This is a genomic window from Marivita sp. (assembly GCF_020055635.1).
Classification (GTDB): Bacteria; Pseudomonadota; Alphaproteobacteria; order Rhodobacterales; family Rhodobacteraceae; genus Marivita.
The window spans coordinates 1-18,725 of sequence record NZ_JAIPUT010000004.1 but is presented as its reverse complement, the minus strand read 5'-3'; the positions used below and the strand labels follow the sequence as shown (position 1 = coordinate 18,725).

General features: G+C 61.2%; 17 protein-coding genes and 1 tRNA gene. 3 read left to right on the top strand and 15 right to left on the bottom strand.

Annotation, left to right across the window (positions count from 1 at the left end):
• Positions 1–15 precede the first annotated feature (15 nt).
• From LCF60_RS03175 to LCF60_RS03155, 5 genes are all read right to left on the bottom strand, one after another.
• Positions 16–294 carry an HlyU family transcriptional regulator gene (locus tag LCF60_RS03175; protein WP_292289584.1) on the bottom strand — a complete coding sequence of 93 codons (279 nt, stop codon included), beginning with the start codon at positions 292–294 and terminating at the stop codon, positions 16–18.
• Positions 295–297: 3 nt separating this feature from the next.
• The gene (rpoD, locus tag LCF60_RS03170) at positions 298–2,280 is read right to left on the bottom strand and encodes an RNA polymerase sigma factor RpoD (RefSeq protein ID WP_292289583.1); all 1,983 of its coding nucleotides are present in this window, start codon (positions 2,278–2,280) and stop codon (positions 298–300) included.
• A gap of 112 nt (positions 2,281–2,392) precedes the next feature.
• Positions 2,393–4,339: a DNA primase gene (gene dnaG / locus LCF60_RS03165; protein ID WP_292289582.1), complete on the bottom strand. Its 1,947-nt coding sequence runs from the start codon at positions 4,337–4,339 to the stop codon at positions 2,393–2,395.
• A gap of 60 nt (positions 4,340–4,399) precedes the next feature.
• The gene (locus LCF60_RS03160) at positions 4,400–4,702 is read right to left on the bottom strand and encodes a hypothetical protein (protein WP_292289580.1); all 303 of its coding nucleotides are present in this window, start codon (positions 4,700–4,702) and stop codon (positions 4,400–4,402) included.
• Positions 4,703–4,786: 84 nt separating this feature from the next.
• Positions 4,787–6,223 carry a Glu/Leu/Phe/Val dehydrogenase gene (locus tag LCF60_RS03155; protein WP_292289578.1) on the bottom strand — a complete coding sequence of 479 codons (1,437 nt, stop codon included), beginning with the start codon at positions 6,221–6,223 and terminating at the stop codon, positions 4,787–4,789.
• A gap of 295 nt (positions 6,224–6,518) precedes the next feature.
• Between LCF60_RS03155 and LCF60_RS03150 the strand changes: the two genes are divergently transcribed.
• Genes LCF60_RS03150 through LCF60_RS03140 form a run of 3 tightly spaced genes read left to right on the top strand, consistent with a single transcriptional unit; the run spans position 6,519 to position 9,453 of the window.
• A complete protein-coding gene (locus tag LCF60_RS03150; protein ID WP_292289577.1) occupies positions 6,519–8,189 on the top strand; it encodes a Tad domain-containing protein in 1,671 nt (556 codons plus the stop codon).
• Positions 8,186–8,725, top strand: coding sequence for a pilus assembly protein (locus LCF60_RS03145; protein WP_292289576.1), 540 nt, complete (start codon positions 8,186–8,188; stop codon positions 8,723–8,725). Before LCF60_RS03150 ends, LCF60_RS03145 begins: the two co-directional genes overlap by 4 nt.
• The gene (locus LCF60_RS03140) at positions 8,725–9,453 is read left to right on the top strand and encodes a hypothetical protein (protein WP_292289575.1); all 729 of its coding nucleotides are present in this window, start codon (positions 8,725–8,727) and stop codon (positions 9,451–9,453) included. The genes LCF60_RS03145 and LCF60_RS03140 overlap by 1 nt, the downstream gene beginning before the upstream one ends.
• A gap of 3 nt (positions 9,454–9,456) precedes the next feature.
• Here LCF60_RS03140 and LCF60_RS03135 read toward each other — a convergent pair whose 3' ends face one another.
• The 10 genes from LCF60_RS03135 to LCF60_RS03090 all read right to left on the bottom strand — a co-directional run bounded on the left by LCF60_RS03135 (position 9,457) and on the right by LCF60_RS03090 (position 17,979).
• Positions 9,457–9,933, bottom strand: coding sequence for a hypothetical protein (locus LCF60_RS03135; RefSeq protein ID WP_292289574.1), 477 nt, complete (start codon positions 9,931–9,933; stop codon positions 9,457–9,459).
• Positions 9,934–9,978: 45 nt separating this feature from the next.
• Entirely contained in the window at positions 9,979–10,929 is a 951-nt protein-coding gene (locus tag LCF60_RS03130; RefSeq protein ID WP_292289573.1) for an NAD(P)-dependent oxidoreductase, read from the bottom strand.
• Between the two features lie 102 nt (positions 10,930–11,031).
• Complete coding sequence (locus tag LCF60_RS03125; protein ID WP_292289572.1) at positions 11,032–12,831, bottom strand: ABC transporter transmembrane domain-containing protein; 1,800 nt, start codon at positions 12,829–12,831, stop codon at positions 11,032–11,034.
• 117 nt (positions 12,832–12,948) lie between these two features.
• Positions 12,949–13,022 (bottom strand) — tRNA-Gly (locus LCF60_RS03120).
• Between the two features lie 159 nt (positions 13,023–13,181).
• Positions 13,182–13,961 carry an SDR family NAD(P)-dependent oxidoreductase gene (locus tag LCF60_RS03115; RefSeq protein ID WP_292289570.1) on the bottom strand — a complete coding sequence of 260 codons (780 nt, stop codon included), beginning with the start codon at positions 13,959–13,961 and terminating at the stop codon, positions 13,182–13,184.
• Entirely contained in the window at positions 13,958–14,746 is a 789-nt protein-coding gene (locus LCF60_RS03110) for an SDR family NAD(P)-dependent oxidoreductase (protein WP_292289569.1), read from the bottom strand. The genes LCF60_RS03115 and LCF60_RS03110 overlap by 4 nt, the downstream gene beginning before the upstream one ends.
• Positions 14,746–15,930: a zinc-dependent alcohol dehydrogenase gene (locus LCF60_RS03105; protein ID WP_292289568.1), complete on the bottom strand. Its 1,185-nt coding sequence runs from the start codon at positions 15,928–15,930 to the stop codon at positions 14,746–14,748. Before LCF60_RS03105 ends, LCF60_RS03110 begins: the two co-directional genes overlap by 1 nt.
• 13 nt (positions 15,931–15,943) lie before the next feature.
• Entirely contained in the window at positions 15,944–16,621 is a 678-nt protein-coding gene (locus LCF60_RS03100) for an SRPBCC family protein (RefSeq protein WP_292289567.1), read from the bottom strand.
• 68 nt (positions 16,622–16,689) lie between these two features.
• Complete coding sequence (locus tag LCF60_RS03095) at positions 16,690–17,133, bottom strand: ferritin-like domain-containing protein (RefSeq protein ID WP_292289565.1); 444 nt, start codon at positions 17,131–17,133, stop codon at positions 16,690–16,692.
• 18 nt (positions 17,134–17,151) lie between these two features.
• Positions 17,152–17,979, bottom strand: coding sequence for a manganese catalase family protein (locus LCF60_RS03090; RefSeq protein ID WP_292289564.1), 828 nt, complete (start codon positions 17,977–17,979; stop codon positions 17,152–17,154).
• Positions 17,980–18,725 lie beyond the last annotated feature (746 nt).

Sequence of the window (18,725 nt, the reverse complement as noted above, 5' to 3'; positions counted from 1 at the left end):
AATCAGTTCGCCGCATCACCCGAAGATCGCGTCGCCTTGCTGATCCACAAGCATGCGCGCCTTGCTCACCGAGGCGGTCACAGCCTCGTCAAAGCCTTGCAGCGTATCGGCGCGCACCATGCGGTGCGATTTGATCTCGCCGTCGATCTCTTTCTCGATCCGCGCGCCGATGCGCCAGACCGACCCGTCCTTGATCGGGGCGGGATGGATCGTGTACCCGTTATGCGTTTCGGCGGGCACGGTGGGCTCTGATGAGCCCCCGCCCCCGCCGAAGAGTTTCTTGAGAAACGACATGGCTTATTGATCCAGGAACGACCGCAGCTTGCGCGACCGGCTGGGATGCTTGAGCTTGCGCAGCGCCTTGGCCTCGATCTGGCGGATACGTTCGCGCGTGACGCTGAACTGCTGGCCCACTTCCTCGAGCGTGTGGTCGGTGTTCATGCCGATGCCGAACCGCATCCGCAGAACCCGTTCCTCACGCGGCGTGAGGGACGACAGAACCCGCGTGGTGGTTTCCTTGAGGTTGTCCTGGATCGCCGCATCCAGCGGCAGAACGGCGTTCTTGTCCTCGATGAAATCGCCAAGCTGGCTGTCTTCCTCGTCGCCGATGGGCGTTTCGAGCGAGATCGGTTCCTTGGCGATCTTCATCACCTTGCGAACCTTCTCCAGAGGCATCTGGAGCTTTTCGGCCAGTTCCTCGGGCGTCGGTTCACGGCCGATCTCGTGCAGCATCTGGCGGCCGGTCCGGACCAGCTTGTTGATCGTTTCGATCATGTGCACCGGGATACGGATGGTGCGCGCCTGATCCGCGATACTGCGGGTGATTGCCTGACGGATCCACCACGTCGCGTATGTCGAGAACTTGTAGCCGCGACGATATTCGAACTTGTCGACGGCCTTCATCAGGCCGATGTTGCCTTCCTGGATGAGGTCAAGGAACTGCAAACCGCGGTTGGTGTATTTCTTGGCGATCGAGATCACCAGACGCAGGTTCGCCTCGACCATCTCCTTCTTGGCCTGACGGGCTTCTTTCTCGCCCTTCTGGACCTGCGCGACGATGCGGCGGAATTCAGAGATATCCAGCCCGACATACTGGCCCACCTGGGCCATGTCGGCGCGAAGTTCCTCGGCCTTGGGCAGCGAGCGTTCGATGAACATCTGCCAGCCGCGCCCGGCTTTTTCGCCCATCTCTTCCAGCCAGTTCGGGTCAAGCTCGCGACCACGATAGGCGTCGATGAATTCGCGACGGTTGATGCGGGCCTGGTCGGCCAGCTTAACCATTGCGCCGTCGATGGCCATGATGCGCTTGTTGATGCCGTAAAGCTGGTCGATCAGCGCCTCGATGCGATTGTTGTGCAGGTGCAGTTCATTCACCAGTTCGACGATCTCGGACCGCAGCTTCTGATAGCGGTCCTCGTCGCCGGCACTGAAAGATCCGTCCTCGTTCAGGGTCGCAGAGATACGATTGTCCTGCATGCTGGACAGTTCTTCGTAATCCTGAGCGATGCGGTCCAGGGTTTCCAGGACACGCGGCTTGAGAGCGGCTTCCATCGCGGCAAGCGACATGTTCGCCTGCTCGTCATCATCCTCATCGTCCTCGGTCGAAATCGGATTACCGTCGGCATCAAGCTCCTGGGTGTCGTCGGACTTCTTCTCGGCTGAACCATCGGTTTCGGTCACGACCGGCGCGGCGACATCTTCTTCGTCGCCCAACTGGTTGCCGAACGTGGTTTCGAGGTCGATCACGTCGCGCAGCAGAATGTCTTCGCTCAGAAGTTCCTCGCGCCAGATGGTGATCGCCTGGAACGTCAGAGGGCTTTCGCAAAGCCCGGCAATCATCGTGTTGCGACCGGCTTCGATCCGCTTGGCGATGGCGATTTCGCCTTCGCGGGACAGCAGTTCGACGCTGCCCATCTCGCGCAGATACATACGCACCGGATCGTCCGTGCGGTCCAGCTTTTCAGCCGTGCCCGACGCCAGGGTCACTTCGCCCGGGCGCTGGGTCTGAACAAGGTCGGTTGCGCCCTTGTCCTCGTCCTCGGCCTCTTCGTCTTCTTCGGTGACCTGGATGCCCATCTCGGACAACATCGACATCACATCCTCGATCTGGTCGGAACTGACCTGATCGGGCGGCAGAACTTCGTTCAGCTGATCGTATGTGATGTAGCCTCGTTCACGAGCGTCGGCGATCATCTTCTTGACCGCAGTCTGGCTCATATCGAGGCTGACATCCTCATCGCGGTCTTCGGTCTTGGCGTCGTCGTTATCTTTGGCGGCCATGGATGCTCCTGTCGGGACGGGGCGATTCGATTGACCCGAATCATTAGCGCGAAATACCGATTCGCACACCCGTTTACCCTTTTTCGTTTACGCTTTCCTTAGCAAAACACCGTCACCCTCGGGGTTTGTCAAAGCGAATGGTTTCCATCAAAGCGGCGAATGCGCTGCGTTCTTCCCGGTTGATCGCGGCCCCGTTGGGACCAAGATCGTATTCTGTCTTGTCTTCCGACTGCGCGCGTTGGGCAGATTGGCGCGCCTGTGCAGCCTGGCTCAACCGCCATGTCAGCGATTCATCCGCCGCGCCGTCCAGGTCCTCCGCTGCTTCGGCGATCTCCGCGTCCAGTCCGATGCCAGCTTCAAGTTTGGCAAGCTCCTCGGCAATCGTCAGGCGGACCAGGTCGTGATCGCCCGGCTTTCTCAGACACGGCGTAATCGCGACATGGCGTGCGCGGCAAAGCATTTCAAGTGCGTCACCCCCAACTGTCGCATCTGCGGCCGCCCGAACCGTTTCGGCCGACGCGCCTACGTGTTGCAAAAGACACGCTCTCAAGGCGGCATGATCCGGATCGACGCAGGACATATCGTCGATCTGGGCCTCGAATTCGGAAATCAGGTCGGGGGTCGACAAGAGCGCCGCCAGGATCACCGCCTCGCGCAGCCGCAATTCGACATCCTTTCCACCGGAAACCAGCATGGAGGCGCGGGTGTTTTCGGCAGGTTTGGCGGGGCCCGGCTGGCCGAACCGGCGAAAGGTGCCGGAGCGGGGTTTTGCCGGGCTCCGAAACAGGTCCCATCTGAGGCGCTTGATCTCTTCGCCATAGTGACTGCGCAGCGACGGGTCCTGGATCGTGCGGATGCGTTCGCGCAGCGTCTTGTCGAGCGCGGCCTTGCGCTCGGGACTGTCGAAGACGCGGCCTTCGGTTTCGCGCCGCCACAAGAGCTGGACCATGGGCTGTGCCGCCTCGACAAGCGCACGCATCGCCTCGCGCCCCGAGCTGCGGATCAGGTCGTCCGGGTCCTGTCCTTCCGGCAGCAAGACGAACCGCAGCGATTTGCCGGACTCAAGGAGCGGCAGCGCCGTGTCGATGACGCGGTAGGCGGCCTTGAGCCCGGCCTTGTCCCCGTCCAGCGCCAGGATCGGCTCGTCTGTGATGCGCCACAGCATCTGCAACTGGCTTTCCGTGACCGCTGTTCCCAGCGGCGCAACAGCGGCCTCGAACCCGCCCGTCGCCAGCGCGATCACATCCATGTAGCCCTCGGCCACGATCAGCGGCTGGCCCTTGCCCGCCGCTTCTCGGGCGGGGCCCTGATTGTAAAGCGTGCGGCTCTTGTCGAAGAGCGGCGTTTCCGGGCTGTTGAGGTATTTCGCGTTGTCGTCGGGATCCATCGCCCGCCCACCGAACGCGATCGCCCGCCCCCGGGCATCGCGGATCGGGAACATGATGCGGTTGCGGAAGGTGTCGTAGGGCTTTCCGCCCTTCTGCGAGGGCTTGGCCAGCCCGGCTTCGACGATCTGCTCGGGCGAAACGCCCTGCCCTGTCAGGTGATCCCAGAGCGTTTGCCAGCCGGGTGGCGCGAAACCGATATTGAACCGGTCCTGCGTCGTCTCGTTCAGGCCACGGCGCGTCAGGTAGTCGCGCGCCGCCGACCCTGCGCCGCTGCGCAATTGCAGCCGGTAGAACCGGACCGCCTGCTCCATGACATCGACAAGCCTGGTGCGGTGATCGGCTTTTTCCTGTGCCTGCGGATCACGCGCAGGCATCGGCATTCCGGCTTCGGCTGCCAGGATCTCGACCGCTTCCATGAAACCGACGTTCTCGCTCTCGCGGACAAAGGAAATGGCGTCTCCCTTGGCGTGGCAGCCAAAGCAATAATAATAGCCCTTGCGGTCATCGACATGAAAACTGGCGGATTTTTCCTGGTGGAACGGGCACGGTGCCCACATGTCGCCCTTGGCCTGGTTCGACTTGCGCGTGTCCCACAGGACCTTGCGCCCGACCACCTGTGACAGGCTGGTCCGGGTGCGCAGGTCATCAAGAAAATTTGGCGGCAGGCTCATCCCCAGAATATCGGGTCTCCGTGGCCAAGAGTCCAGTGGTGCAAGCGCCGGGAGAGTGCGTTACTGCGACATGCAGACCTGGTAAAGCGCATTGCTGACTTCGGGCGTCAGCTGGTCTTCCGGCAGGCTGTAGATCCAGTCGACAAGGGCCGGAACGGCGACCTCGTAATTCCGCGAATCCTCGGGCAGCGATCGGATGACACGCCGTTCTGCGCGCCGCGCGTTTGCCCCGTTCCTGCGCTCGGACATGATGTTCGTGGCAATCTGGCCCTGCTTGCGGCATTCGGTGTCATCGCCCTGCGCCATCGCAGGCGTGGCTAGGCCGATCATCAGGGCGGGAATGGCAAGCAGTGTGCGGATCATGAGTGTCCTCTTGGTAGGGGCGTGGTGAATGGGCTGGAAGGATGTCAGGATACACCTAGCTCAGCCCATTCCGATTGTCATCCGTCAGAGCCCCTTGGCACGGTAGCTTGCCGCGACCTTGCTGATCGACACGATATAGGCTGCGGTCCGAAGGTCGTGCACGTCTTCGCGATCATGCCAGACCTCGCGCATGGACTGGTAGGCAATCCGCATCGTGTCATCGAGGCCCGAGCGCACGAGTTCAAGCTCGTCGGCACCGCGCAGATACTTGTCCTTGAAGTTCGGCGTCATCGACCATTGATCCCCAAGCACCTCGTCCAGACGTTGCAATTCGTCGATGACAAGTTGATGCCGCGCTTCTTCCTGACGGCGCTGCATCCGACCAAAGCGGATATGGCTGAGGTTCTTGACCCATTCGAAATAGGACACCGTCACGCCGCCCGCATTTGCGTACATGTCCGGGATCACGACCGTTCCCTTCTCGCGCAGGACATCGTCGGCACCCGCTGTGATTGGGCCGTTTGCAGCCTCGATGATCAACGGAGCCTTGATCCGGTCAGCATTGGTCAGGTTGATCACCCCTTCCAGAGCGGCCGGGATGAGAATGTCGCACTCGGCTTCGAGGACCGTTGCGCCTTCGGCGGTGTGCGCCGCATCGGGATACCCGCTGACGCCGCCATGCTTGAGGATCCAGGCATACACGGCATCGACGTCGATCCCGCTCTCGTCGTGCAGCGCGCCGTCGCGTTCGATGATGCCGACGATCGTGCAACCATCCTCATCGCGCAGAAACTTGGCCGCGTGGTAGCCCACGTTCCCGAGGCCCTGAACGATCACCCGTTTGCCGTCGAGTTTGCCGGTCAACTTCGCCACCTTGACGTCCTCCGGGTGACGAAAGAATTCCCTCAGCGCGTATTGAACGCCCCGTCCCGTCGCCTCGACCCGGCCCGAGATCCCCCCCGCATTGAGCGGCTTGCCCGTCACGCATGCCCGTGCATTGATGTCGGTGGTGTTCATCCGGGCATACTGGTCGGCGATCCACGCCATTTCCCGTTCCCCCGTGCCCATGTCCGGAGCAGGCACGTTCTGCGCCGGGTGGATCATGTCACGTTTGGCCAGTTCGTAAGCAAAGCGCCGGGTGATCTGTTCCAGTTCGTATTCATCGTAGTCGCGCGGATCGATGCGCAAACCACCCTTCGAGCCACCGAACGGTGCCTCGACCAGCGCGCATTTGTAAGTCATGAGAGCCGCTAGCGCCTCGACCTCGTCCTGATGGACCGACGGCGCGAAACGGATGCCGCCCTTGACCGGCTCCATATGTTCGGAGTGCACGGAACGGTAGCCGGTGAACGTCGTGATCTGGCCGCGCAGGCGTACACCGAACCGCACGGTATAGGTGGCGTTGCATACGCGGATTTTCTCTTCGAGGCCGGGCGGCAGATCCATCAGCGCCACGGCGCGGTTGAACATCAGGTCGACTGATTCCCGAAATGTCGGTTCATTGGCTGGTATCGTGCTCATGTGTCCCTCCCGAGTCATGGATCATTCGTCCCTTATTAGGGGCAGCCTATGACAGGTTGGTTAATTTCGCACGTAGATCTCTGCCCCGGCTCCGAGACACGGCATGGCGAAATCGCGCAAACTGTTTCACCTGAGACGTCAATGAGGCTCTTGGGTGTGCGATTATTCAATATAATCAATACATTCCACATTTTTTCCACATTTCCTGCCCTATTGCCGCCGCCTTTCGCCTTCAGATCTCCCAAAATCTAAGTGGGGTGTCAGTCCGTCTTATAAGGGCGGGAAAGAGGTAACAATGATCGGATTAAGCAACCTTCTGCCAAGGGTGCCGGTCGCGAAACGGAAGAAATCCATGTTGCGGTCCTCCGTGGCCGGCACGCTCAACCGCTTCGCCCGAGAGACCGATGGCAATATGTCCGTCGTGGCCATTATGGGTGCCATGATGATGATGGTGTATGGTGGTGTCGGGATCGACATGATCAACGCTGAAGTGGAACGCGCGCGTCTCCAGGGAACGCTCGACCGCGCGGTCCTGGCGGCTGCGGATCTCGAGCAACAGCTCGAGCCGGAAGCGATCGTTCAGGACTACCTGACCAAGATGGGACTTGAGGACACGTTGTCCAACGTGACGATCACCGTCGATTCAGGTTTGAACTATCGCACCGTCCGGGCAGAGGCACAACGGGTCTTCCCCGCCAACTTCCTCAAGATGGTCGGCGTTGACAACCTTCAGGCTACCGGTCTTTCAGCCGCCGAGGAACGCATTTCCAATATCGAGATTTCGATGATCCTCGACATTTCCGGTTCTATGGGGGCAAACGACAAGATCGCAAACCTGCGGACGGCAGCCACCGAGTTCGTGGAAACGGTCGTCGACGACGAGAACTCGGGTCTGACGACAATCAGCATCGTTCCCTACAACGCGACCGTCAATCTGGGGTCGTCACTGTCACAGCATTACAGCCTGACCGATGAACATGACATGTCGCGCTGTGTAATCTTTGACGATTACGCATTCTGGTCCAAAGGTATTTCACCGAACGAGTCACTGCAACGTCTGGCCCATTTCGACCCGTACAGCATGGATGAGCATTCGGTTGTCACGCCCGACTCGTGGTGTCCAACGGATGACTACGGCGCAATCATGGCCCACAGCGATGACACTGACGCATTGGTCGCCCATATCGCCGGGCTGAGCGCCGGTGGCAACACAGCTATCGACCTTGGCATGAAGTGGGGCGTTGCCCTGCTTGATCCGTCCGCGCGCCCTGTCGTGGACGGCCTGATCAGCGATGGTCTTGTCCCGGCCGAAGCAAGCGGGCGACCCGCAGAGTATCTTGCGCCTGACGCTCTCAAGATCGCGGTGGTCATGACGGATGGGATGAACACCACCCAGTATAATCTGGCCCCGGAATTCGCCAGCGGCAACTCCGACATCTGGATCGACGATCGAGGCGACAACAATCCGACGAATGATCGTTTTTCTCATCGCGTTCGGAACCAGAGCGGTTCAAGCAACGACGTCTATTACTGGGATCGCAACCGTAACGGGTCGTGGAACGAACGGTATCGAAACCAGCCCGATGGTGGCTGGAGCGCGCGTCGCATGACAAATGCCGAAGTCTTCGGACGCTGGGGCACACGGGCCTTTGGCCAGAAGTTCTTCCGCACCCCGTATTATGATGGCTGGGTGTCGTACAGCGACTACTACAACGCCTACTATTCCTACGTTCCCATCGTCGACGGCAGCCAGGCAGATGATCGTCTGTCGGTGATCTGTGAACAGGCCCGTGATGCCGCCATCACCGTCTTTGCCATCGGTTTCGAGGCCCCCGACGAAGGTCAGGCCGCGATGCGCGACTGCGCCTCTTCGCCGGCTCACTACTTCCCCGTGGAAGGACTTGAGATTTCCGAAGCATTCCGAGCGATTGCCCGGACCATTAACCAGCTGAGGTTGACACAATGATGCGGTTCGAATTGAAAAAACTCCGCCGCTTCCTGCGGGACGAAAGTGGCTCTGCCGTGTTGCTGCCTTTCGCGATCTGGCTACCCCTGTTTCTTGCGGTAATCATTTCGGGCCTCGAGATCGGCGCCTTGTCCATCCGGCATACCCAGTTGGAACGGGGGCTTGATTCGGCGGTACGCGAAGTGCGGCTCGGGACGGGCGAACAGATCGATCATGACGACCTGAAGCAGATGATCTGCGATAGCACGACGCTTCTGGCGGATTGCAACGAGATGCTGCGCCTTGAGATGATCCCGCTCGACCTGCGTGATTGGTCCGAGCCGACACGTCGCGCGGATTGCATCGACTCTGCAGAGCCGGTTCGCCCCTTGCGCCAGTTTGAAGCCGGAACACCCAACGAACTGATGTTCCTGCGCGCATGCTACAAGTACAAGCCGATCGCTCCGACAGGCGCGCTTGCATCCAAAATGCCAAAAGATGCCGAAGGCTATGCAGCTCTCGTGTCCTTCTCGGCCTTTGTTCAGGAGCCATACTAATGACTGCTCTTATCAAGAAGTACCTTTCGCGCTTCAGCCGCGACGAAAAAGGGGATGTCACCGTCGAAGCGATGATCGTCTTTCCAGCGCTGCTGGTGATCTTCGCGGCAACCTGGGTCTATTTCGATGTGATGCGCCAGCAGACCATCAACCAGAAGGCCAACTATACCATCGGCGATATCCTTTCTCGGGAAACCGAGATCGTGACAGAGGACTACATCGACAATGCGAGGAACCTTGTCTTTCACCTTGCGCAAGCCGAAGGGGATGACGTCGATCTGCGCATTTCAGTTGTGCAGTACAACGTAAACGGCGGTGGCAATAACGGGAGCTATGACCTTGTCTGGTCAAAGGCCCGTGGCGACTGGAACGCACTGACCCAAGGCGACATGGGCACTTATACGCCACGGCTTCCCGTCATGGCGTCGGGTGACCAGACCATCGTCGTGGAGACACGCGACTGGTATGAACCGACATTGCATCTGGCCGGCCTCGATGCGTTCGACATCTCGACTTATTCGTTCACGCGCCCCCGATTTGCACCGCAGGTCATCTTTGAAGGGATCAATGATGGCTCGGGCAAGCAATGGGGGAACAACGGATGGGGCAATGGTGACCAGGACGCTCCTGGCGGGTCACTCTGCAACAACAACGCCGAGAACTCGACAGACTGCACCACAACCACCACGAAACCAACAAACGGCAAAGGCAAGAAGAAGCAGTCGTAATGCCTAGCCGTCGCGCCGTGCGATCATCACGGCGATGATATCAGCCACTGGGCGGGCCTGAGCCCCCGGGGTCACCCCGCCCACGGCAACCCGGCGCCCCACACGCCACCACAAACCCGGCTGCCACGCCCGTGGCGCCGGGTTTTTTGTCTTCAGCATGAACCCATTGGAAGGCTTGAGCGCCAAAAACCCGCGATTGACAGATACAATGTCCTCGATCCGGGCAAGCACTGTGCCTTCGCTGTCCGTCAGGTCCTCGTCCGTCAGATAGAGCTTCCGCGTCGTCGCCATCTGGACCTTGTAGGCGGCCCAAAGCGAAATCGACCCCATCGCCACCAGAAAGCCCTGCAGCCCGAGGTTCGACGGCGGTTGCGCGACGGCGAGGTAAAGAACAAGCCCCCCCAGGGCAAGCAACATGGCGATAGCCAAAACGCGTCGTGGACCGCGTGGGTCGATCTCTGCAATTATCTCGGTCCGCATCGGGTCACTCCGTTGTCCAGTGACGCCGATAGCCGATTGCGGCGGCTAAAGCGAGACCGCTCGAACCACCTCCGCCCCCCGTTCCTCGGGTTCGTCGTCGATCAGCTCGGTCGGAAAGCCCGGCGCCGTGATGGAAAGCCCTGTCGCCTCCTCCAGCCGCTCGATCAGACGGTCAGACTGAGCGCGCGCCCCGTAGCGCGCCTGCGCGTCCTTCACGATCTCGATCAGCTTCGGCGACAGTTCCAGAGGCACGTTCCGCGCATCTGCCAGCGCCTGGAACAGCCCGATATCCTTGAGCACCAGATCAAGGGTGAAATCGACATCGCGATTGCCCGACAGGATCAACTGGCTTTCCGTTTCGTGCACGAAGGAGTTTCCGGAGGACGCCTTGATCGCTTCGTAGGTGACCGCCAGGTCCATGCCATGCGCCGCCATCGTCGTCATGGCTTCGCAAAGGGCGCCCAGGTGAACCGTGGCAAGGTAATTGGTCATCACCTTGAGTACCGACGCGCTGCCGACCTCTCCGGTATGCAGCACGCGGCGCCCCATATGGGTCAGAACGGGCAGGACCGCATCGAAGGTAGACCGGTCGCATCCCGCGAAGATGGCGATATTGCCTGTCGCGGCGCGGTGGCAGCCGCCTGACACGGGACAATCCGCTGCCTGACCACCCATCGCCTGAACCGCTTGCGCCTGCGCGCGAATGGCGTCGGCGTCGGTGGTGGACATCTCGATCCATATCTTGCCGGGGCGGATCTCGGGCAGCAGGTCTTCGAGCACGGATTGCGAGGCGACAGGGCTTGGCAGACTGGTGATCACGATATCGCAGGCGCGCATGATCGAGGCCGGATCGTCTCCGGCCTTGGCGCCCTGCTCTCTCAGAATGTCGATGCGCGACTTGTCCAGATCGTGAACCGTCAGATCAATACCGTTCCGCGCGAGCGTCCCGGCCAGTTTGGCGCCAACCGCCCCCAAGCCGATGAATCCGACCTTCATGTTGCGCTCCCGGTTGTTATCCCATCGGGTCACGGTGCGGCGCGCGGACCGACCCTGTCATGGCCAAAACCGACGCATTTCCGTCAACAATGGCAGAAACCGCTATTCCGCGGCCATACCGTCGGTGAACTGCAACCGCGCAAGCCGGGCGTACAGACCGTCTTCGGAGACCAGCGCATCATGCGCACCGGTCGCGACGATGCGGCCCTGGTCCATCACGATGATCCGGTCGGCTTTCTTCACCGTTGCCAGCCGGTGCGCCACGATCACCGTCGTGCGCCCGACGGACAACTCGTCCACGGCGCGTTGCACTGCGCGTTCGCTTTCGGCATCCAGAGCGCTCGTCGCCTCGTCCAGAAGAAGAACCGGCGCATCCCGCAGGATCGCCCGTGCGATGGCAATGCGCTGTTTCTGCCCCCCGGACAGCATCACGCCACGTTCGCCAAGCCAGCTGTCATAGCCATCGGGCAATGCGGAGATGAACTCATGCGCAGCAGCGGCCTTGGCCGCGGTCTCGATTTCGGCATCGGTGGCATCCGGACGGCCAAAGCGGATATTGTCACGCGCGGAGGCGGCAAAAATGACCGGGTCCTGTGGCACCAGCGCGATATGCTTGCGAAAGGCATCGCGGTTGAGCGCATCTACCCGCATGCCGTCAATGCACACCGCACCGGTTTCCGGGTCGTAAAACCGCTGGATCAATTGAATGATCGTGGTCTTGCCCGCCCCGCTCGGGCCGACCAGGGCCACAGTCTCACCCGGCTCGATGCGCAGGTTCACGCCATCAAGCGCCGCAACGCCGGGGCGAGACGGATAGGAGAAATGCACGTCTTCGAAGGTGATTTCGCCCTGCACCGGCTCTGGCAGCACGACCGGTGTTTCCGGATCGTTCACCGTGTCTTCGGCATGCAACAGCTCGATCAGGCGTTCGGTAGCACCTGCCGCGCGCTGCAACTCGCCGAAGATTTCAGACAAGGCCGCAACCGACCCCGCCACCATCACCGAGTAGATGACGAACTGCACCAACGCTCCGGCGCTCATCGTGCCGGCGCGCACATCGGTCGCGCCGATCCAGAGCACACCCACGATCCCCGTAAAGACGAGGAAAATGACGATGGCCGTCATCTGGGCGCGGGTCCAGATGCGGCGGCGCGCAGCGTCAAAGCTCTTTTCCGTGACGTCCTCGAACGCCTTCCGCGAGATCGCCTCGTGCGTAAACGCCTGCACCGTCTGCACCGAAAGCAACGCCTCCGAGGCATTTCCAGACGAAGCCGCGATCCAGTCCTGGTTTTCTCGGCTGAGCTTTCGCATCTTGCGCCCAAGAACAAGGATCGGAACCACAACCGCCGGCACGATCAGCAGCACCATCCCGGTCAATTTGGCCGAGGTGAACAGCATCAGGACCATGCCACCGAAAAAGAGCAGCATATTGCGCAGCGCAATCGAGATCGACGATCCGATCACACTCAGGATCACGGTGGTATCGGTCGTGATCCGGCTCAGAACTTCGCCCGTCATCACCTTTTCGTAGAAGCTCGGGCTGAGACCGATCACGCGGGTGAAGATGGCGATCCGGATATCGGCGACAACGCGTTCGCCCAGTCGCGTGACCAAGGCATAACGCAGCGCCGTGCCGATCGCCAACAAGCCCGCAATGCCAAGCGCCGCACCGAAATACAGATCGAGCAGCGCACCGTCGGCGGTGTTGAAGTTGTCGACCACGCGGCGCACGGCCATCGGCAGGATGAGCGAAACTGCCGCTGTCGCCGTCAGCGCGAAAAGAGCCGCGAACATCAACAGGCGATACGGCGCCACAAAAGGCCATAGCGCGGCAAGGGAGCCGATTTTCTTCGACTTCTGCCGGTCTTCCTTTTTCATCGGTGTGAGTGTCGCGTCCGCCATCGGCTACCTTTTTTGATCGACATGCTTAAACATTGTGCTGCCCACAATGGTCAAGACGCAGGCTGAAGAAATGCCGATTTGCCGCGCTCGCGATCACACAAGAATCAGGGAAAAGCTTGGAGCGGGCGACGGGAATCGAACCCGTATCATCAGCTTGGAAGGCTGAGGTCTTACCATTACACAACGCCCGCTCGATGACCTACGAGGTATTTCATGCGCGATCCGAGGTCAAGCGCCCGGCTTTCCGCTTTGTAAATTTATCGGTGCAAGACGCCTGGAAATTTCGCGCATCTCGGGGCCCGCCAAAAAACCGACGCCGGTCAGTCTCCCTTGGCGTAGGTCCCGATGCGTCACTCTTTGGACGGCTCTGCCCCTTGGCGATGCAATTTTGCCAAGACGCTGTCCGGCACCACGCCCGAGAACATCGTGATCACCTTGCTGAAAAACCCAGGGATGGCACGCATGTCGCCGCGCATCGCCGCAGCGTAGCCCTGCTCTGCCACCTTGACGGGATCCTGCTTGTCGGCCTCCGAAATCGGCGCCTCTTCGAGTTCGTTCTCGGAACGATGGAATATCGGCGTTTCGGTCGGCCCCGGCATCAGGCAGGTCAAGGTCACATCCGAGTCCTTCCATTCATCCTGAAGCGCGTAGCACAGACTGTTCAGATAGGCCTTGGTCGCATCGTAGACCGCGTCGAAGGGGCCCGGCACGAAGCCTCCGATGGACCCGGTGACAAGAATCCTGCCCTCACCATCCGCGTGCATTTTCTGGCCAACCTTGTACAGCAGCGACGTGGTCTGCAGGATATTGAGGTCGATCAGGCGTTTCACGTCCGACCAATTCTGATCGTGGAAGGCCTCGCCCAGCGCACGGCCGGCATTTGCAGCGAAGAAATCGATCCTGCGGTCTTCGATGAAGGTCCAGAATTCAGCCACGCCGGACCGGGTGGACAGGTCCGCCACGATGGCCTCGACATTGGCACCCAATCGGCGCAGTTTGTCGGCGGCGACATGCACCTCGTCTTCATCGGCAACGAGGACCAGATCGTACCCGTCCTGCGCCGCCAGACGCGCAAATTGGTAGCCAAGGCCCGACGAGGCCCCGGTGACGACGGCAAGCTTGTCGGTCATTTTGACGGCTCCTGAGGTTCAGCGGTCTCGCGGTGCATCCGGGCCAGCACGGTCTCGGGAACGATCTCCGTCAAGGCCTGCTGAACCTTGTTCATGAATCCCGTCGTCACGCCGGATGCGCCGCGCAGCATCGCCTGGTAGCCCTTGCGCGCCACCATGGCGGGGTCGTCCTTGCTGTCGCTCTGGCCGATCGGGGTGTCCTGCATGTTGGCGCGTTCGAAAAACTCGGTATCGGTTGGTCCGGGCATCAGGCAGGTGACCGTGACCCCGCTGCCCTTGAGTTCTTCGCGGATCGCCCATGACAACGTGTCGAGATAGGTCTTGGTGGCATTGTAGACCGCCTGGTAGCTGCCCGGGATCGACCCCGCCAGCGAGCCGGTAATGAGGATCCGACCGTTGCCCGCCGCCTGCATCTCGGGGATGGCGCGATGCAGCAACGCCGTGGTGCCGGTGACATTGGTATGCACCACGTCCTCGATATCCGACCAGTCCTGTTCAAGGAACGCATGGCCAAGCCCGCGTCCGGCATTCGCCATCAGGTAGTCGATATGACGGTCCTCGAGCACATCCCAAAGCTGATCCAGCCCGCTCCTCGTGCCCAGATCGGCCTCGACCACATCGACCTGCACGCCCTCCTTCCGCAAAATGTTGCCGACGGCTAGAATCTCTGGCTCTTCCGCCGCCAGAACGAGGTCGCACCCATCCGCCGCCGCGCATCGGGCCAGTTCGAACCCGATGCCCGAGGACGCACCCGTGATGACCGCCAATGTCCTGTCCTGCGCCATCAATTCGCCGCCGTACCCGGTTTCAGGACAACCTTCGTCCAGTCATCCTGGTTGTAGCGGAAATTCTTGTAACCCTTCGGAGCCTCTTCCAATGGCAGGCGGTGCGAAATCAGGAAGGTCGTGTCGAGTTCTCCGTCGCCGATGCGGCGCAGAAGATCGTCGAGATAGCGCTGCACATGGGTCTGGCCGGTCTTGACCTGCACCCCCTTTTCCATCAGCGCGCCGAGCGGAAACTTGTCAAGAAACCCGCCATAGACGCCGGGTATCGAGATGCGTCCCGCCTTGCGGACCGCCATGATCGCCTCGCGCAGGGCATGCGCGCTGTCGGCCCCCATGCCGATGTTCTGCTTTACGTTGTCGAGCATCGTGTCAACACCGAAGCCGTGCGCTTCCATGCCCACCGCGTCGATGACCGCATCAGGGCCAAGCCCGCCCGACATGTCCATCAGCGCATCCAGAACGCGGGTCTGCTTGAAGTCGATCACGTCGGCCCCCAGCGTGCGGGCAAGCTCGAGCCGGTTGGGGTATTCGTCGATGGCGATCACCCGCGCCGCGCCCATGGCCAGCGCCGACTGGATCGCGAACAATCCCACCGGCCCGCAGCCCCAGACGGCGACGGTATCGCCTTCCTCGATGTCGGCATTTTCGGCGGCCATCCACCCAGTCGGCAGGATGTCCGACAGGAACAGCACCTCGTCATCCTCCATCCCGTCGGGAATGACGATGGGGCCGACATCCGAGAACGGCACACGGACATATTCCGCCTGACCGCCGGGATAGCCACCCGTCAGGTGCGAATATCCGAACAGCGCCGAGATCGCGTGGCCGTACAGGTTTTCGGTCACGTCCTGGTTGGGCACCGGGTTCGAGTTGTCGCAGGCCGAGTAAAGCTGCTTCTGGCAGAAAAAGCAGGCGCCGCAGGAAATCGTGAAGGGCACGACCACCCGCTGACCCTTCTTCAACGTGCTCTTGGATCCGGTTTCGACAACCCGGCCCATGAACTCGTGGCCCAGGATGTCACCCGACATCATGCCGGGGATCACCCCGTCATACAGGTGCAGATCGGACCCGCAGATCGCGGTCGACGTGACTTCGAGAATCGCATCGCGGGGATTGATGATTTCGGGATCGGGGACGGTGTCGACGCGAACGTCGTGTTTCCCGTGCCAGGTCAATGCGCGCATTGTCTGTGTCTCCTCAGCTTGGGGAATTTCGCAAAGCGGATGTGGCGATCTCGCCGGTTTCCATCAGCATCTTGAGCCGTTTGAGTTCGCGCCGCCCCTGCATGCGCGGCTCGGCCTGAAAGGTCTTGGCGACCCAGCGGCCAAGCGTGCCCATCGGCGGGACATAGGCGATGATCGCTTCCATCTCGGTGCCCCGGTCGCCGGGGGCATCACGGAACAGGACCTTGCCCTGGGTCTCGATGTCCGAGGCGTCGGTCGACTGCCACGAGATCATCTCGTCGGGCCGGTCCTCGACCATGCGTGTCTCCAGGTAGACCTCGGTGCCCGCCGGGCCTTCGATGGTCCAGTGGTTCAGACCGCCGGTCTCTTCGACCGAGCGCACGTTCTGCATGAAGCTCGCCAGGTTCGACCGATCACGCCAGAAGGCGTAAACCTCGCTGCGGGGCTTGGCGATGGTGACGGTCCGTCCCACCACGGCATAGCGGCCAAAGCGGCTGCGCCGCGCGGTCCGGCCCGGCGCGCTGTCGGGTGGGCGGTCGGTGACGCTGTTGCGTCCTTGCGAAGTCCGCAGCGCGGCATAGCCGAGCCCCCCGGCCAACACGCCAAGGACCGCGCCCCAGAACAACCGGTCGTTCGAGTACCGCGGCTCCGGACGATTGCGTCCCAAGTAGGAAGCTGGGTTGGTTTGCATGGTCCTCTCCTTTGCCATTGAAGATCGAGCCGACGGCGGAGGCGTCGCCCCGCAGCCGCGCGTCGGGTTCAGGCCGCCTTGCTTTCCATCCAGCTGCGGTGGCGCTTTTCGTCGGCCAGTGCCTTTTCGAACGTGGCCCGAAGCTCGCCTTCGCTGAGGCTGTTGCTCAGCGCCTGCTCATAGGCCTGGACGGTGTCATCCTCGTTGGTCTTCATCGCTTTCAGGATCGTCTGGTCACCCGCCAACTCGGCAAGCGCCACCTTGCCTGTTGTCAGGTACTGCTTCATGTCGCCTTCCTTCGGCACATCGACGCCATGCTTCGCGGCGTGGCTTTCGAGCTCTGCGACATGCTTGTTGTGATCCTGGCGGAAGCTCTCGATCTGCGCCTTGCTTTCGGCATCGTCGAGACGCTCGATCGTGGCCTCGTAGGCCGCAATCGCGTCGTGCTCCAGCTTGAGCAGGTTGCCCAGAAGGTCGTTCATCTGGTTTTCGGTTCCGACTGTTGTCGTCATTGCCTTGTCCTTTCTGCGTTAATCCATTTGTTCCGTTTGGGCCCCGGACCGCTTGCGGGCCTTCCCGAGATCGGGCTTCTGGCCCAGCGGTTCGGGCTTTTCCTTCACGGAAAACTCGCTGCGCCCGTCAAGCGACGGCCCCGAAGACCAGCGCCCTTCCGGCGTCGGCTCATCCAGCGACGTGTTCAGGAAGTAGTAGGAATGCTCGGTCGCTTCATGTGCCTGGGGCGTGCTGTTCGGGATCGGCATCTGCGCCTCCACGCCGCCCAGTTCCTCGATCACGGCCATCCATTGCTGCTGGTGCATCGTGTCCCGCGCGATCAGGAAGGACAGCATGTCCTTCATCCCGGCATCGTCCGTCATGTTGTACAGCCGCGAGGCAAGAACCCGTCCGCCGCTTTCGGCGGTGACATTGGCCATCATGTCGGCGGCAATGTTCCCGGTGGCATAGACGTGGCTCATGTCGAACGGCACGCCATTGGCATTGACCGGCATGGCCGAAAGGCCCGAGGACAGGATGTGCCTCGGGTTCGCGCCCCCCATGATTGCATTGACCACAGGATCGGTTGCCGCTTCTTCCTGAACCGACACCGGCGCCCCTTCGAGATTCAACGCGACCGCGTGGCCAAGGAATTCGATATGGCTCAACTCTTCGGTCGCCGTCATCATCAGCAGGTCGCGGTATTTTGCGTCCCCGCGTGCGCCCATTGCCTGGAAGAAATACTGCATGGCAACTCGGATCTCGCCCTCGACGCCACCGATCGCCTGTTGAAGGTATTTGGCGAATTGCGGATCGGGCGTGTCGCAGCGCACTTCATATTGCAGCTTGGATGAATGATGAAACATCTCGTGTCTCCTGTCGAAGGTCTGGAAAGGCCGCCCGACGGGGATCGGACGGCGATGTCGTTCAGGCGGCTTCGCAGCTGATGTGCAAATCCACGAGGCAGGTCGCGTGAGACCTGGCAGACAACGCCGAAACGCGCTGCTGTTCAGCACACCAATGGCCGCAAGGCGCATGCAGGACCCGAACGTCATTGTGGTGACCGTCACTGGAAAAAAGCGCCATCGAAGGTCTCCTTTCTGGGCCAGCTGCGCCATGCTGCGCGGTGTCTGACTTGAGAACGAGGTCGGCTCACCTTGGTTCCCGCAACCGGTAGCTGGTTGCGCAATCAGCGAATTGTCTCTTGTCTCGGGATGGATCCAGGGCAGCCGGTCTTGCACTGCGGGCTGCGATGACGACTTCGTGGCGGTCCCGGCGGGGCGGGTCTCTTCGCCGTCATGCAGGTCGATGTAGTGTGGCAACAGTATCACAGACCCCGGCGGGCCAAGGATGACGCCCCGCCGGATCGCCGCCAGTGTCCGTTCTGCGCAAGCAAAGACCACCCCCTGACCTGCCTGTCGGCCAAACGCGTGCCCGACCGATGACGCTATCGGCCAGCCGCTTTCATCGGAATGTCAGGAGCCCAGGCGGTGATCTGCGGTGATCGGCGTATGCCCGTCTTGCAGCAGGGCGGCCTCCACCGCGTCGATGAAACCTGACGCGAGCCGGGACAAGGGGGTGTTGGGGCGGGTCAGAAGACAGGCGCCAACCC